The sequence below is a fragment of the Bacillus sp. JJ722 genome (assembly GCF_036963345.1).
In the GTDB taxonomy this organism is placed as follows: Bacteria; Bacillota; Bacilli; order Bacillales; family DSM-1321; genus Bacillus_AD.
The window spans coordinates 1-16,216 of the sequence record NZ_JBALMO010000167.1; the positions used below are offsets into that span (position 1 = coordinate 1).

14 protein-coding genes are annotated in these 16,216 nt (G+C 35.7%); 3 read left to right on the forward strand and 11 right to left on the reverse strand.

Annotation, left to right across the window (positions count from 1 at the left end; genetic code table 11):
- Positions 1–84 precede the first annotated feature (84 nt).
- Together ahlS and V7014_RS19090 are read left to right on the forward strand one after the other, a co-directional pair.
- Positions 85–933 carry an AhlS family quorum-quenching N-acyl homoserine lactonase gene (gene ahlS, locus V7014_RS19085; protein ID WP_335509293.1) on the forward strand — a complete coding sequence of 283 codons (849 nt, stop codon included), beginning with the start codon at positions 85–87 and terminating at the stop codon, positions 931–933.
- Between the two features lie 18 nt (positions 934–951).
- Positions 952–2,133, forward strand: coding sequence for an iron-containing alcohol dehydrogenase (locus V7014_RS19090; RefSeq protein ID WP_335509295.1), 1,182 nt, complete (start codon positions 952–954; stop codon positions 2,131–2,133).
- 121 nt (positions 2,134–2,254) lie between these two features.
- On the opposite strand, the gene V7014_RS19095 is transcribed toward V7014_RS19090, so the two are convergent.
- The 5 genes from V7014_RS19095 to V7014_RS19115 form a co-directional block, all read right to left on the reverse strand.
- Positions 2,255–3,616, reverse strand: a complete 1,362-nt coding sequence (locus V7014_RS19095) for an ABC transporter substrate-binding protein (protein WP_335509297.1) — start codon at positions 3,614–3,616, stop codon at positions 2,255–2,257.
- 271 nt (positions 3,617–3,887) lie between these two features.
- Positions 3,888–4,922: a Gfo/Idh/MocA family protein gene (locus V7014_RS19100; RefSeq protein WP_335509298.1), complete on the reverse strand. Its 1,035-nt coding sequence runs from the start codon at positions 4,920–4,922 to the stop codon at positions 3,888–3,890.
- Between the two features lie 43 nt (positions 4,923–4,965).
- Positions 4,966–5,886, reverse strand: a complete 921-nt coding sequence (locus tag V7014_RS19105; protein ID WP_335509300.1) for a sugar phosphate isomerase/epimerase family protein — start codon at positions 5,884–5,886, stop codon at positions 4,966–4,968.
- Between the two features lie 22 nt (positions 5,887–5,908).
- Positions 5,909–6,655 (reverse strand): sugar phosphate isomerase/epimerase family protein, encoded by a 747-nt coding sequence (locus V7014_RS19110; protein ID WP_335509302.1) that lies wholly within the window; start codon positions 6,653–6,655, stop codon positions 5,909–5,911.
- A 16-nt stretch (positions 6,656–6,671) separates the two neighbouring features.
- Positions 6,672–7,757, reverse strand: coding sequence for a Gfo/Idh/MocA family protein (locus V7014_RS19115; protein WP_335509304.1), 1,086 nt, complete (start codon positions 7,755–7,757; stop codon positions 6,672–6,674).
- Positions 7,758–8,179: 422 nt separating this feature from the next.
- Here V7014_RS19115 and V7014_RS19120 point away from each other — a divergent pair, with 422 nt between their 5' ends.
- Positions 8,180–9,763, forward strand: coding sequence for a multicopper oxidase family protein (locus tag V7014_RS19120; protein WP_335509306.1), 1,584 nt, complete (start codon positions 8,180–8,182; stop codon positions 9,761–9,763).
- A 157-nt stretch (positions 9,764–9,920) separates the two neighbouring features.
- Here V7014_RS19120 and V7014_RS19125 read toward each other — a convergent pair whose 3' ends face one another.
- The 6 genes from V7014_RS19125 to V7014_RS19150 all read right to left on the reverse strand — a co-directional run.
- Positions 9,921–10,973, reverse strand: coding sequence for a zinc-dependent alcohol dehydrogenase family protein (locus V7014_RS19125; RefSeq protein ID WP_335509308.1), 1,053 nt, complete (start codon positions 10,971–10,973; stop codon positions 9,921–9,923).
- Positions 10,974–11,303: 330 nt separating this feature from the next.
- On the reverse strand, positions 11,304–12,383 hold the full coding sequence (locus V7014_RS19130; RefSeq protein WP_335509310.1) for a YkvI family membrane protein: 1,080 nt from the start codon (positions 12,381–12,383) through the stop codon (positions 11,304–11,306).
- Between the two features lie 184 nt (positions 12,384–12,567).
- Entirely contained in the window at positions 12,568–13,677 is a 1,110-nt protein-coding gene (gene menC / locus V7014_RS19135; protein WP_335509312.1) for an o-succinylbenzoate synthase, read from the reverse strand.
- 22 nt (positions 13,678–13,699) lie between these two features.
- Positions 13,700–14,524, reverse strand: a complete 825-nt coding sequence (locus tag V7014_RS19140) for a GNAT family N-acetyltransferase (RefSeq protein ID WP_335509314.1) — start codon at positions 14,522–14,524, stop codon at positions 13,700–13,702.
- Positions 14,508–15,662: a M20 peptidase aminoacylase family protein gene (locus V7014_RS19145; protein ID WP_335509321.1), complete on the reverse strand. Its 1,155-nt coding sequence runs from the start codon at positions 15,660–15,662 to the stop codon at positions 14,508–14,510. The genes V7014_RS19140 and V7014_RS19145 overlap by 17 nt, the downstream gene beginning before the upstream one ends.
- A gap of 18 nt (positions 15,663–15,680) precedes the next feature.
- The coding region (locus V7014_RS19150; RefSeq protein WP_335509315.1) for a MurR/RpiR family transcriptional regulator at positions 15,681–16,216 on the reverse strand (536 nt) is incomplete at its 5' end.

Sequence of the window (16,216 nt, forward strand, 5' to 3'; positions counted from 1 at the left end):
TTCGCTTTTACTTTCGTTTCAAAGTAAGAGTCTTAGCGACAGTTAGAACGGGATAAATGAAACCATTTAAGGAGGAAGAAGTACATGCCTAATATTATTAAACCTAATCCAAAACTTTATGTGATGGATAACGGACGTATGAGAATGGACAAGAATTGGATGATTGCTATGCACAATCCTGCAACTGTAAATAATCCAAATGTATCAGCTGAATTTGTTGAGTTTCCTATTTATACAGTTCTAATTGATCATCCAGAGGGTAAAATTTTGTTTGATACCGCTTGTAACCCTAATTCTATGGGAGCACAAGGTCGATGGTCGCAAGCAACTCAAGCAACTTTTCCGCTTAATATGAGTGAAGAATGTTATCTTCATCATCGCCTTGAACAATTAAGGGTGCGACCTGAAGATATTAAATATGTAGTAGCTTCTCATCTACACTTGGATCATGCTGGTTGCTTAGAAATGTTTACGAATGCGACAATTATCGTACATGAAGACGAGTTAAACGGAACTTTACAATCTTATGCTCGCAATCAGAAGGAAGGAGCATACGTATGGGGAGACATCGATGCGTGGATTAAGAATCATTTACAATGGAGAACCGTTAAGAAAAGTGAAGACAATCTTATTCTCGCAGATGGAATTAAAGTATTAAACTTTGGTAGTGGACATGCTTGGGGGATGCTAGGACTTCATGTCGACCTACCGGATACAGGCAAGATTATTCTTGCTTCTGATGCGATTTATACAGCCGAAAGCTTTGGTCCGCCCATTAAGCCACCAGGTATCCTATATGATTCTGTAGGCTATTCCAATACAGTTGAGAAAATCCGTAGATTAGCCCAAGATACAAATTCTCAAGTCTGGTTTGGTCATGATGCAAATCAATTTAAGAGTTTCCGAAAATCTACTGAAGGATATTATGAATAAATAGGATCGGTGAAAAAAATGAACGTTGCAAAAATCGTTTTTGCCCCTTGTAGTTATGTAGGCTGGGGATCATTAGAACAATTAGTACCTGAAGTAAACAAATACAAACTGAAAAAAATTCTAGTCATAACCGACCCAATGTTAGAAACAATAGGTATCGCTCAAAAAGTAACAAACCCGCTTAAAGAATCAGGTTATGATGTCACTTTGTTTACTGAGGTTGTTCCAGAACCTCCTTTAGAAATAGGAGAAAAACTAGTTTCCTTTACACGTGAAGGCCAATTTGAAATGATTATCGGTGTAGGGGGCGGAAGCGCTTTAGATTTGGCAAAGCTAGCATCCGTTTTAGCTGGAAACGAAGGAAAAGTAGCCGATTATTTAAACTTAACTGGAAAGAAATCCTTTATGCATAAAGGTCTACCAAAAATTCTTATTCCTACTACTTCTGGTACAGGTTCAGAAGTAACAAATTTATCAGTCCTTTCATTAGAGACATCAAAAGATGTAGTTACACATGATTATCTATTAGCAGACGTTGCCATTGTTGATCCTGAGCTAACCATCTCTGTTCCTCCGCGCATTACAGCCGCTACAGGCGTTGATGCGCTGACACATGCAATTGAGGCTTATATCTCTGTAAATGCCAATCCGACAACTGATGGTTTAGCCCTTCAAGCAATTCGACTTATTAGCCGCTCATTACGAAAAGTGGTAAAATACGAAAATAACAAACAAGCACGTATTGATATGAGTAATGGCAGCTATATTGCTGGCCTTGCCTTCTTTAATGCTGGAGCAGCAGGTGTTCATGCTTTAGCCTATCCTATAGGCGGGCAATACCATATCCCTCACGGTGAATCGAATGCTGTATTATTGCCATATGTAATGGGTTACATTAGAAATAGTTGCTCTACAAGAATGGTAGATATTTATAAAAGCTTAGGTGGCAATGCCGATTACTTATCCGAAGAAGAAGCTTCATATAAATGTGTAGAAGCATTAGCACAACTTGTAAGAGATGTAGGCATCCCCTCTACTTTAAGTAAGTTTGAAATTCCGGAAACAGCTCTAGAACAATTAACAAAAGATGGTGTTCAGCAAAAGAGATTGTTAGCACGAAGTCCCTATCCTCTATTAGAAAATGATATAAGAACGATCTATCAATCTGCTTTTACTGGCATTATTTCAGAACCTCATTAATGTCGAAACGCTGTTATAGATCCTTTACTAAATGTTCGTAGCTTGTCGTTTATTATTGTTGCAATCAAAATAAGGGCGGTTCATAGTCAATCATACAACTATGATACAGCCCTTGTTTCAATTAAAGTCCTTGATTCGCTTCTGCAAAGACTTTATTAGATAATTCATTTATTTGGTTAGCATAATCTTCAATTTTAATGTCACCTTCATATGCTGCATTAGTAATAATCTCACGAACCTTCGCATTATTTATGTCTCCAACTTTAACGCCTGTTGTTGCTTCCTTTGCTGCATCAAAACCTGGAACAAATTTAACTGGTTCTACAATCGATTGTTCGATATTATCATATGCTGCTCTTAATCCAGGAACATCTAGAATTTCAAAATACTGATCTACTACTTCTTGATCCGTTGAAATTGGTAATGAAGTTAACGGTGCATCATTTTCTACTGCTAATTCCATACGCTTCATAAAGCCTTCTTTAGAGAAAGACATCCATTTTGCAAATTCATACGCAGCTTCTTTTTCTTTAGTAGTAGCTGCAATACCAAGGTAATCATTAGCAAGAATGTTTTTGCCACCTGGAATTCCAACAAAATCCCAGTCAAAAGATACTGAATCATTTATTCTAGAAAGACCCCAAGTTAAATCATAATACATTCCAATTTGACCTGCTTTAAATACATCCAACTGAGCTTCACCATCGAACTGAGCCTTTTTTTCATCAGATAAATGATCAAAAGCATAATCATTTTTAGCTGCGTTAAAAGATAGATTAACTCCTTCGATAAATTCTTTACTATTAAAATTGAATTTTTCTCCATCGAATGAAGAGAACCCTAAATCATCACTCATAGCGTATGGATACCAATCAACAATAGGATCTACTCTACCTGTACCAATCATATTTTTTTCAGGATTTGATAACGCTTTCATAGATGAGAAAAACTGATCTACGCTCCAACCATAAGTTGGAATATCTAAATTTTCTTGATTAAATAAATCTTTGTTAATGATGTAACCAAACATATACTGTGCAAATGGAACGGCATATCCTTTGTCATTCGTAACGACTGTTTCACGAACAGCTGGTGCGATTTTATTCCATTCTTCATCCTTCTCTGTTAATTCTGTAATATCTAATAACCAATCATTTTTTAATGCGACAGGTATATTGCTGATCATGAATACATCCGGTAATTTACCAGCACTAGCAGCTGCCGCTAAAGACCCTTCCCAATCATTTGGATCGATGGATTCGTCAATAACAATATCTATGTTTTTATTCTTCTTCTCGAATTCTTCAATCATTAATTTATCAATATTAATCTTATCTTCTGAATTCAAATTCCAGTTAGCATATTTCAGAGTAATCTTTTTTTCTTCATTTTTTTCATCTTTATTACTACTTGCGCTATCAGAACAAGCAACCAAACTTAGAAAAAGTGCACATACAGTTAAAATCGATAAAAACTTTTTCATATTTCGATCTCCTTAATTATATGAATATATATTTTGTTTTCCATACTTATTTTAGCTGTTACTCTCTTAATCTACTTCAACAAATCTTACAATTTCATAACGATTCATACTTGGTTAAACAAACGCTGTTCAATGTTCTGTTGAAACGTTTCAATAAACATATCATAGTCTGATAATTTTTTTAAAATGTATGATAGATTATCGAAACGTTTCAATAATAAGTGTGATTAAAAATAACGGTTCAGCAATAAATCGTGTAAGATACTAATTTTTATCCTCTTACATATACTTTGGAATTTGTTTTACCAGATTCATAAATATTACAGATCATTTTTTGCGTTTTTAATGCTTCTTTTCCTGTAATATCCGGTTGCACATTATTTTCAAGTGCTTCATAGAAGTTCTTAATTTGCTTAATATGGCTGCTACCCCAATAACTTTTTACATTGTTTCCATAATCGATTATTTCAGTAGGATCGTTATCAGCAATTATTTCTCTACCATCATTAAACATAATATGCCCACGATCTCCAACCATTTTAGCTATACCATTCTCACAGTATACTTCTATTTCTACCGGCGCATCATAGCCATAGTAATTAATAGCTTGAAACGCAGTAGTAACACCATTTTTATAAGCGATTACACCTTCAGCAGTGTCTTCAACCTCGATAATTTCGTGTGCTCTGTTGCCGATGTTCGCGCTTATATAATCAATCTCCGCATTCACAAACCATCTCATTAAATCTAGTGTATGAATGGCTTGATCAATCACTACGCCGCCACCTTCTTTTTCCCAAGTACCCTTCCAATCACTAGTACTATAGTATTCATCTGTTCTTCTCCAAGTAACTTGAAGCTTTCCAGACAGAACATTACCTAATGCCCCTGACTGAATCGCATCTTTAATAGCTACAGCACCGGGATTGTATCGGTTTTGAAAAATAACCCCTAAAGTAACCTCATGATCATTTGCTGTTTGAACCATCTTTTCTGCATCTTCAATTGAAATAGACATTGGTTTTTCAGTTAAAACATGAATATTTCTTTCTGATGCATAAATGGCTACTTCAGCGTGAAGATAATGCGGTAAACAAATATGAAGTACATCTATGTCTTCTTGATCAATCATTTCTTTGTAATTAACATAAGGACGACAACTTAACTCTTCAGCTTTTTTAATAGCTCGATCCTCTTTATTATCACAAACTGCTATCAATTCAACATTTTCTAATTTTCCTATCGAAAGAGCATGCATTGGAAAAATATTACCACAGCCAACAATAGCTACTTTAAGTGTTTTCATATTTGATAAAGCCTCACTTTTTCAATTAAATAATTTAACATAATTATAGTTTTTGCTTTAAATATTCTACTCCTAAACGAAGCCCTTCTTCTATCTTTTCTACCGATCCTTCATATAATGGATCTTCATGTTCGATACTGATTACACCTGTGTAGCCAATGTCTTTAAGTTTGTTGATAAAGCGCTCCCAATCGATGTCTCCTAAACCTGGCATACGATATCTCCAATATCCAAAACCTTCAGTTGCTAGCAATAGTTTATTCCATTTGCCATATTCGCTTAACTTATCTTGGAAGATTTCTGTATCCTTACCATGCACGTGGAAGATACGATCCTTGAACTCTTCTAAAGGTGCGATGTAATCAATTAATAAATGATGCAAATGAGAAGGATCATAATTTAGTCCAAAATTATCGTGAGGAACTCGTTTGAACATTTCGCGCCATAACTCTGGTGTACATGATATTGTTCCAAGCTCTCCTCGCTTTTGCCATCCTGTCATATCGCAGTTTTCGATAATAATTTTGATATCGCGTTCTTTTGCATATTCAACGATCTCTGTGAAAATTTTTTCATATTCATCGAAATTTTCTTCTAATGAAATATCTTCGTTTCTACCTACAAATGTACCAACCGCAGGAACTCCTAACATAACCGCAGCGTCGATTACTTTCTTCACATGATTATTTATAAAGAGTCTCGTTTCAGGATCTTTATGCAAATTATTATCGTAGTATGCTAGAGAAGAAATGGTTAAATCTAATTCACTAATATACTGTTTAATTTCATCCGCTTCTGCTTGCGTAAGATTCACAACATCTATATCACTACCAGAGTAATCTCTGCTGTTATCTTTTGGCCAACATGAAACTTCAATAGATTTAAATCCATGCTTATTTGCTAGAATTGCTTTTTCCTTGAGTGGCATTGTGCCTAAACAACCAGTTAAATAACCGATATACATTTCAAATCCTCCATTCTACCTCTTAATTACGTAATAGATTATTCAAATATTCGAAGCTCTCACTTACACTTTGTAACGATGGTTTTGTGAAAAATTCTTGCTCAACCACAAGCCATTCCACGTTAGATTTTTTTGCGGCTTCTACAATAGAAGAGATATCCATAATTCCGTTCCCTACTTCTGTTGAACGTTTTTCCCCTTCAACAATCTCCATATCTTTAATGTGAAGTAGCTTACAACGATCTTGATACTTCTCCATATAAGAAATTGGATTAATGCCCGCATATTCAACCCAGTACGTGTCAAGTTCAACAATAACCTCATCACCTGATTGATCTAACAAAAGATCCAAGCCTCTTTGTCCATCATATTCTATAAATTCATTAGCATGGTTATGAAAACCAATTTTCAGATTGTGATTCTTACACTTCTTTGCAGCCTCTTTTAATACTGATGCAACATGTAGATAATCTTTCTTACTTTCAAATACATACCAAGGACAAATGATATATTTGTTACCGATTTCCACATTATATGTAATCACATCATCTAAACGATTCTCTAAATCATCGATAGAAACATGACTTCCACATGGTTTGAGCTTCAAATCCTCTAGCACTTTCTTTAATTCAGAACTTGTAAGGCCTCCATAACCAGCAAATTCAACACCATGATAACCAATTTCCGCTACTCGTTGTAACGTTTCAATGAAGTCTTTTTCTGCCTCATCTCTGACTGAAAACAGCTGAAGAGCAATTGACAAAGTCATTCTTATCCACACTTCCTTACTTATTTAAGTAAATTGGTTCTCCCTTTTTAGAAGAGTTATAAATTGCTTCTAAAATTTCGGTTACAACTAATGCTTCTGATGGTTTAACAACTGGTTCTTTATCATTTATTACACAATCAATCCAAGTTCTTGCTTCAATTTCACCAGGATCTGTTGTGTTTCCCTCATAGAATGCTACTCCACCAGTATGAATATCTACATTTGTGTCATACAATCTACCATTCTTTTCACCATTTAGGCGTAAGCCATTTTTCATATCAGCTCCACCCTCTGTACCACATAAAGTTGTTTTTGCTTCATCAACGTCTAGTGAATTTAAAGCCCAACTAGACTCTAAAACAACAGTTGCACCATTTTCCATTGTGATAAAACCAAATGCTGAGTCTTCTACTGTAAATTCTTTTGGATCCCAAGAACCAAACGCATTGGCAGCGTTTTCTTTTTGCCCTAACTTATGATATACATTTCCAACTACATATTTAGGTTTATAATTGTTCATTAGCCAAAGTGTTAAATCTAAAGCATGTGTACCGATGTCAATTAATGGACCTCCACCTTGCTCTTCTTCGTTAAGGAACACTCCCCATGTAGGTACAGCTCTTCTTCTAATTGCGTGACCTTTTGCGAAGTATACTTCTCCAAGATCGCCATCTTGGCAAACCTTATGTAAGTATTGAGAATCGATACGGAAACGATTTTGATAACCAATTGTTAATTTTTTTCCTGTTCTTTCAGCTGCTTCAAGCATTTTTCTAGCTTCTTCAGCGGTTTTTGCCATTGGCTTTTCACACATCACATGCTTTCCTGATTCTAATGAATCGACTGTGATATAACTATGCGAACTATTCGGTGTACAAACATGAATTACTTCAATTGATTCGTCCTTTAGTAATTCCTTATAATCTGTATACACCTTTGCATCCTGTTCCCCAAATTGTTCGGCCGACTTTACAGCTTTTTCTTCTATAACATCACAGAAAGCTACCATTTCCACTTCTTTGATTTTCGCAAGATTTGGTAAGTGCTTTCCATTTGCAATACCACCACAACCGATAATTCCAACTTTTACTTTTCTAGTCATTTTCAAAACCACCTTATTTCATAATTTAGTTAAAGAAATAGTCGAAACGTTTCAATAAAAATACTAAAAAATAATAGTATCTATATTCATCACCTCACCAATCTAAAAGCAAACGCTTTCATTTTTCGAATAATACTAAACTATTTTTAAACACCTTTATCTTTGCATATATATTTACATATTTCAATATATTTTTAAAATAATAAATTAAATATTATTTTTTTGTGTCTAACGTTTTAAAATCGTCAAATGAATGATATTTTAGAGGTATAATTTCTATGTTAGACCCCTATAGAAAATGAATAACGACGCCTGTCCTTATCTTATATTCACCTAAAAAATCCACATTTATATGATGCCATTTTGTCTATTTTGAATATGATGAAATGACGCAGATAAAAAGTGGAGGAGGGTGTTCACATTTGGATATTCAAGTTAATCCAGCTGATCCACACAGTATCCCAAAGTTTGTAGATTCATTGAAAAAGCCTCGTGTTGCAAAGCCAAAAAAAAATCAAAACTACCAAAAAAGCCCTTATTACGAGTTGGAAATGAAGGAAGGAAAACATTATTTCCACAAATATTTCCCTGAATCAAAGGTATGGGGATATGATGGCATTGTTCCAGGGCCAACAATTGAAGCCCATAAGGATAAAACAACATATGTCAAGTATACGAATAACTTACCAACAAAGCATTTTCTTCCGATTGATTTCACTCTTCATGGTTGTATTGATTCACCTGAAGTTCGATCGGTTGTTCATCTTCATGGAGCAAACGTAAATTGGGAAAGTGACGGCCATCCAGAAGCATGGTACACGAAAAAATATGCTTTTACAGGACCTACATTTCGAAGAGAAGTTCACGAATACACGAATCACCAACCTGGTTCTACTCTTTGGTACCATGATCACACAATGGGACTAACAAGGTTGAATGTCTATGCAGGGCTAGCAGGTTTTTATTTACTGCGTGATTCCCTTGAAGAAAGATTGCAGCTGCCATGTGGTCATTATGAAATACCGTTAATGATTCAAGATAAATCATTTAATGAAGATGGCTCACTTTTCTATCCTGATGCACCACCATTTCCAGTTCCCGTACACCCATCTATCACACCAGGTTTTGTTGGTAATACAATTGTAGTAAACGGCAAAGTATGGCCTTTTTTAAAAGTTGAACCGCGTAAATATCGCTTCCGAATACTGAACGCTTCTAATAGAAGAGGCTATGTATTACACCTTTCAAATGAGCAAACGATGTTTCAAATAGGTACTGATGGTGGCTTACTCACAAATACTAATGAGATTGATTCCGTTGAGTTGTTACCCGCTGAAAGAACGGATTTAATTATCGACTTCTCGGAACATAAAGGAGAGACTATTACACTGATGAATTCAGATACAGAATTCCCAGGAGATCATACAAGTGTTATCATGCAGTTTAGAGTTTGTCTACCTTTAAGAGGAAAAGACAATAGTCAAATTCCAGAAAGCTTATACCCAGAAATGGAAATACATGAAGATCACACACACATCATTAGAGATTTGGCATTGAGCGCTACTATAGATTCCTATGGAAGACCTATGCTTTTATTAGATGATAGCATGTATCACGATCCAGCTACTGAAAAACCGGCATTTGATAGTGTAGAAGTTTGGAATTTAATTAACTTAACAGCCGTTCCCCATCCCATTCACGTACATTTAGTTCAGTTCAAGATTCTAGAGCGTCGTCCATTCAATGTTGAGTTATATCAAAATGAAGGCATTCTAGAGTTTACTGGAGAACCAGAGGAACCGCGTGAATATGAACGCGGATGGAAAGATACAGTTAAAGCCGATATTGGCAAGGTGACAACAATTATCATGCATTGGAAAGAGCATAAAGGTAACTATATTTGGCACTGCCATTTCCTTGAACATGAAGACCATGACATGATGAGACCGATAAGAGTGATTAGTGATGCTCATCCAGTACAATTGCCACATCCTGATGAAATATAAGCATGCCAAATCATTTTATAACAACAAGCATCGTAGGGAGATCTACTCTTCTAAACATCAAAGAAGTTTATACAAAAATATATTTGAGTTACAAAAAGGAGCTGCCTACTTATGAAGACAGCTCCTTCCTTCTACATAAAATAAATGAATCTATTTCTTATCTAAATTGGGTAATGACATTGAAGCCTAATGTTTTAAAACTAGTCATATCCGTAAGAATTTCTGATACATCATCAAGCTTTACTTTCCTTGAAACGAGTGATTTTGGATTTAACTTACCTTGTGCAATCATTGTTAACAAGCCATCATAAGCAGCATGTGGATTACCTAAACTACCAGCAATCTCCAATTCCATCGCTGTAATAGCATCAATTGGAAGACCCACTATACCGCCTTCTTCATTGGTTGTTAGTCCGATTTGCACATGTCTACCACCTTTTCGTAAAGATAGCACTGAATTCATTATTGTTTCACGTATGCCTAGCGCTTCAATTGAAGCATGAGCACCACCTTTAGTAATTTCTCTAATTGCTTCTACTACATTTTCTTTGCGAGCATTAATAACGGCAACTGCACCTTCTTCTCTCGCTTTTTCTAATTTCACATCATCCACATCAACCGCAATTACCATCGCTCCAACTGCATTCGCCACTTGAATAGCTGAAAGACCTACTCCGCCTGCTCCATGGATTGTTAGCCAATTACCAGGCTGTATATTACTGCGCAATACACCATGATAACCTGACATGTAACGACAACCGATTGCGGCCGCAGTCAAAGAGTCTATCTCTTCAGGTAATCTGATTAAATTGAAATCTCCATTTGGTACTCTAACGAATTCAGCATAAGCACCATCATGACCAAATCCAAAAATTTGTAGATTATCACAGCGGTTTGAATGCCCACTCAAACAATTTGAGCAGTGTGCACATCCTTCGTGAAAAGGAGATGTTACTCGATCTCCTGGGCGGAAGTTCTTTACTTCAGCGCCAACTACCTCTACTACCCCGCCAAACTCATGTCCAGGTATAATCGGTAATTTCGGACTTAGCCCAATCCATTCCCAATCCCCCATCCACGCATGCCAATCACTTCTACAAATACCGCTAGCTTCAACTCGAACGATTACATCTTTTGGTCCAGGTGTCGGATCGGGTACTTCACCGATTCTAAGTGGTTTTCTTTGTTCAATAATTTGTGCTGCTCTCATGCAAAATTCCTCCTACCAATATTAGAATTTAACAAATCGGAACTCATCACATTCTTCACTTAGATGCGGTTTTATTAGTTTACTAAATCTGTTACATACTTGCACCTTCAAAAAAGAAAGCGCTTCTAAGTAAACTATTTTCCAATTTTATACTAGTTTATTATTAAATCAATAAACTATCTTAATAATTTCATATGTTTTAAAAAGGGAAAAAAGACCTTATACATATCACCGTTTATATAAAAAACACCACTTGATCTGTAATGATTACGTAGAACAAGTGGTGATTCACATTACTTTATATTAAATTTCAGTAAACTATCGTTTCAATCAACCTTTCACACTTTCCTCTTTCAAAGCCCCTACTTGCTTTCTACTGCGGAACCATGAAATGATAACCGCAATAATAACGATAAAGCCGATGTAACCTGTTACAGGATAAACGGTACCAACAAGTGTAATAAATCCAACAAAACTTGCTAGAAAAGCAAGAATACCAATTACTACAACAGAGGCTTTAAATGTTTTTGTTTCTATAGGGGCAAATCGAGCTGTAAACGCATATAGCATACCTACTGCTGTATTATAGACCATACCAAGTAAAACAATAGAAAGGATATTGCCTAGTATTGGAGAGATTTCGTTTGCTAAAAATAATGTAGGCATATCTACTCCTTGAATCCCAGGCATATCAGATAACATACCTAAATTAATCAAGAACAATAATACACCAAGTCCAATTCCACCTAAAACTCCTCCCCAACCAGCTTCTTTCTTGTTTGTAAATGTTCCACCCATTACTATTAACATAGCAATACCAGCTGCAATATTATATGAAACATATAATAGTGAACCCATCACCCAGTTTGAAGCAGCTGCTGAGCTTGGTTCAGCATAATTTTGAATTTGTGAGAAGCTATAATCCATATTAAAGAAAGAATAACCCGCAACAATAATCATAATCACTAGTAAGAATGGAGTAATGATACTAATAATCGACATAATTTTCTTAATATCGAGTAACAATGTTGCAATGGTAATAACGGTCATAACGATACTGCCTATCGTAGCAGGAATGCCAAATTGTTGTTGAAAAATAGAACCAGATCCAGCAATCATAACAACGGTAACTCCAAATAAGAAGAATGTAATAAGTACATCTACTGCTAATCCAACATAGCGACCACAAATATGATAGATTACTTTTTTATGCGAAGCAGTCTGCATATTACTACCCAGTTGAACAATTTGCATTCCTAGAAAAGCAAATAATATTGTTGCCAAAATGACAGCTGGAATACTATATATTCCAAAATACGTGAAGAATTGAAGGACTTCTTGCCCCGAAGCAAATCCTGCTCCTACAATGATGCCAATATATGCACCTGCAAGATTGATACTTTTTTTCATAGCATCCCCCTACTTTCTTTTTTATTGCGATAATTCTGAATATTTAAAATATAAACAAGTGAGTTGTCCCATTGAAATAACTTATGCCTAATCCAACTCTTTTTGAAAACCTTAATCGGTTTCCAAAAAGAGAATCGTCTTAGCCTACTCTCATTGAACCGGTAAAATCTGGCACCAATTTCTGTTATTTTGTGTACTTCTTACTATAAGTCGTAAATTCATCTACAGTACGATGATTCACTTCATATCCGATACCAGCTGATGTTGGGACTGTAATAACCCCGTCTTCTACTGTTACTTCTGGCTCAATCAGATCTTTATGCCAATAATTTGCTGATGCAGCTGTATCACCTGGCATTGTAAAGTTACTTAATGTTGTCAATGCAATATTATGAGCACGACCAACGCCAGATTCTAACATGCCTCCACACCACACAGGGATATTCTTCTCTGCACAAAGATCATGGATTTTCTTCGCTTCTGTTAATCCACCTACGCGTCCAATTTTAATATTGATAATTTTACAGCTTCCTAGTTCAAGTGCTTTACGTGCATCCTCTACAGAATGAATACTTTCATCTAAACAAATAGGAGTTTTTAATTGATTTTGTAATGTCGCATGGTCCACAATATCATCAGATGATAATGGTTGTTCAATCATCATTAAATCAAATTCATCAAGTTGTTTAAGTAGTTCTATATCCTTTAAGCGATATGCGGAGTTTGCATCAGCCATAATTGCTACATCCGGATAGTACTTTCGAACTTCACGAATTACATCAACATCCCAACCTGGTTGAATTTTTATTTTGATACGCTTATAGCCATCTTTTAGCCCATTTTCGATTTTCTTTAACAAATCTGGGGCTGTTTTTTGAATACCTATACTAATACCAACATCAATATTATCGAGTTTACCACCAAGTGCCAGACTTAAAGGTTGATTGGTTTCTTTAGCGTATAAATCCCAAATTGCCCCTTCAATTGCTGATTTAGCCATATTATTTTTGCGAATATGGCTAAAAAGATCATGAACTTCGCTTGGATGATCGATTTCTTTTTCAAGTACGATTGGAATTAAGAAATCTTCAAGCATTGCCCAGTTCGTTTTGATTGTTTCTTCATTATACCAAGGTGCTGCAAATGCCACCGACTCAGCCCATCCTGATAGACCTTCTTCATTCTTCACTTCTACTAAAATAAACTCTTTCTTAACGAAAGTACCGAAACTCGTTGTAAAAGGTCCGATTAAATCCATTTGAAGATGTCGTAAAATAACTTGTTTAATTTTCATAATCTGTTATCCCCTTCGATTGTTAATCTATTTTAGCTTGATTTTGTTTGATTAAAATATATTGTTGTACATTTTTTCCCTGTTCTCGAAAAATATCGACGATGATAAAGCCATTTGAAAATAGTGATTGGAAGACTTCTCTTGTTCGTATACGCCATTCTTTAGCCAGTGAAAAGTCCTCTATTTTTATTGTTTGAAATTCTGTTGGTACCGTAACTGATAGCGTATCATATGAATGTATGCGACTCATGACTTTATCATTGATTCCTTGCACATATGGAAAACCTTGCTCATTTATAGTAACAGCCATTACTGGTACAGCTTCACTTATGTTATATGATGTTTGCTTCAGCACATGGTCACTCTCTAAATGCCATTCAACAAGAAAACGATCTGTAGCTAATCCTTCATTTAAATGACCTTCGAGCTTACCGTAGCAATTTTCCAAATATGTTCGACAAACAGCTTTCAATTTACGTATATTTAGATTGGCATTTGCACTTTCCAACGGATCAAACGTCCAAGAAATTAACCGAAACCCTTTTTTCAATGCCTCTTCTCTTTGCTTACGTTTCAGTAACTCACCTATTCCTTGTCCTCTATAGTCTTTATGAATACCTAACATATGGGAGCAAAGATATGCAGAGTCTCCATCAAACCCGGGAAAGCTATATAAAAATGCAACTAATTCATCGTTTATATAGCCACCTAAAATAATACCGCCATTCTTCGCTACCGTTAATGTTTGATGAACAGGTGTGAAATCCATCCCCCATACATGTCTCTCTAATCGCTGCATCTCTACTAAATTCTCTAAATCATATAAGGGTTTAATTATTACTTCCATTTTTACATTCCTCTCTGTATTGATCGAAAGTCAAAATAATCGCTTTTGCTAAAATTTCAATACCCGAAAATAAAGCATCCCTATTGAATGTCATATTTGGATGGTGCAAACCTGGTGTTAAATCACAGCCTAATCCAAGCATAGTAGCCTTAATAGCTGGTTTTTTTAATGTATAAAAATGAAAATCTTCTCCTCCGGTCGTAACAACAGGTGGTACAACATTTTCCGTTCCGAGAGTATCTGCGATGGCACGTTCCATAATCTGCTGAGCTTGTTTGTTTACTATCGCAGCCGCTACACTCGCTCCTGTTTGTAAGTTGATTTCTATACCATTTGTAATAGCCAATGCTTCAGCAATTTTGTCCACTCTTTCAACTAATTGCACCATTACTTCATTTGTTTGGGCTCTTAGATCTAATGAAAAAGTAGCCCGCCCAGGAATAATATTACTACTTTCTCCACCCGCTTGGAATTGTGTCATTTTCACTGAATATGGGATGGATGGATTTAAGTGAATACTATTTAATTGACTTACAAACGAAGCTCCAACTTCTATCGCATTTTGTCCTTGATGTGGTCGAGCTCCATGAGCATCTGTTCCAATAATTTCACCTTTGATAAATTTTGCAGCACCGTGAATGATTGCTGGAGCTGCTTGGCCGTCCTTCACTTCTTCTTTCGGACGAAGATGGACACCGTATAAAAAATCCACATCATCTACAACATGCTTTTCAACCATCTTTAATGCGCCCGTTCCTTTTTCTTCAGCAGGTTGAAAAATCATTTTCAGCTTACCTGGCGGCGTATAGTTCAGACGATTAAGTACGAGGAGTACACCAAGAGCTAACGTCATATGACCATCATGACCGCATGAATGATTAGCCTGAAAAACACCGTCCACTTCTTGCCATAAAGCATCAATATCCGAACGTAGTCCAACAGTAAAATGACCTTCTCCTATTTCACCAACCACCCCTGTACAATCTTCAAATGTCTTTATTTTATAAGCATGTTTAGTGAGCATATCAGATATGTAAGTCGTCGTTCCCTTCTCGTTCCAACTTGTTTCGGGATGTTCATGTAAATATTGAAATATGTTCATAATTTCTGGTTTTAATTGTTGTATCGCGTCTGAAATATTCACTTTCATCTCTCCTTATAGAAAAAAGTCTTCATTATGAAACGAATCATAAATTGCTTTTCTTTGAGTAAATCGTTCTTCATCTTGAATTGAAACCCCAGCTACTAGTGCATTACATAATGAAAACAGAACAGGTGCCGCATCAATAGTTGACGTCCTCGTTTTTGAAACTGGTAACAAAAGATCAGCAAATTCTTTAATTGGCGCCAACTCAGAATCGGTAATGGCAATGACATAAGCTCCTGCTTGCTTCGCCATTTCGGTTATTTTCAATGTTTCCTTTACATATCTATGAAAAGAAATAGCTACAAAAACCGAATTTTCTGTCAATTTACTCAATATTAAAAAAATATCATCTGTATCTTGCTTATATAAATGAACATCATCTCTTACTAAACGCAATGTAAAACTTAACCAAGAAGCTGCTGAAAAAGATAATCTTTGCCCCGAAATTAATACATAATCACTTTTGGCTAATTTATTTACAGCCTTTATAAAATTCGCTTCAGACAAATTCGCTATTGTTTTTTGAATGCTTGCAATATCTTGTC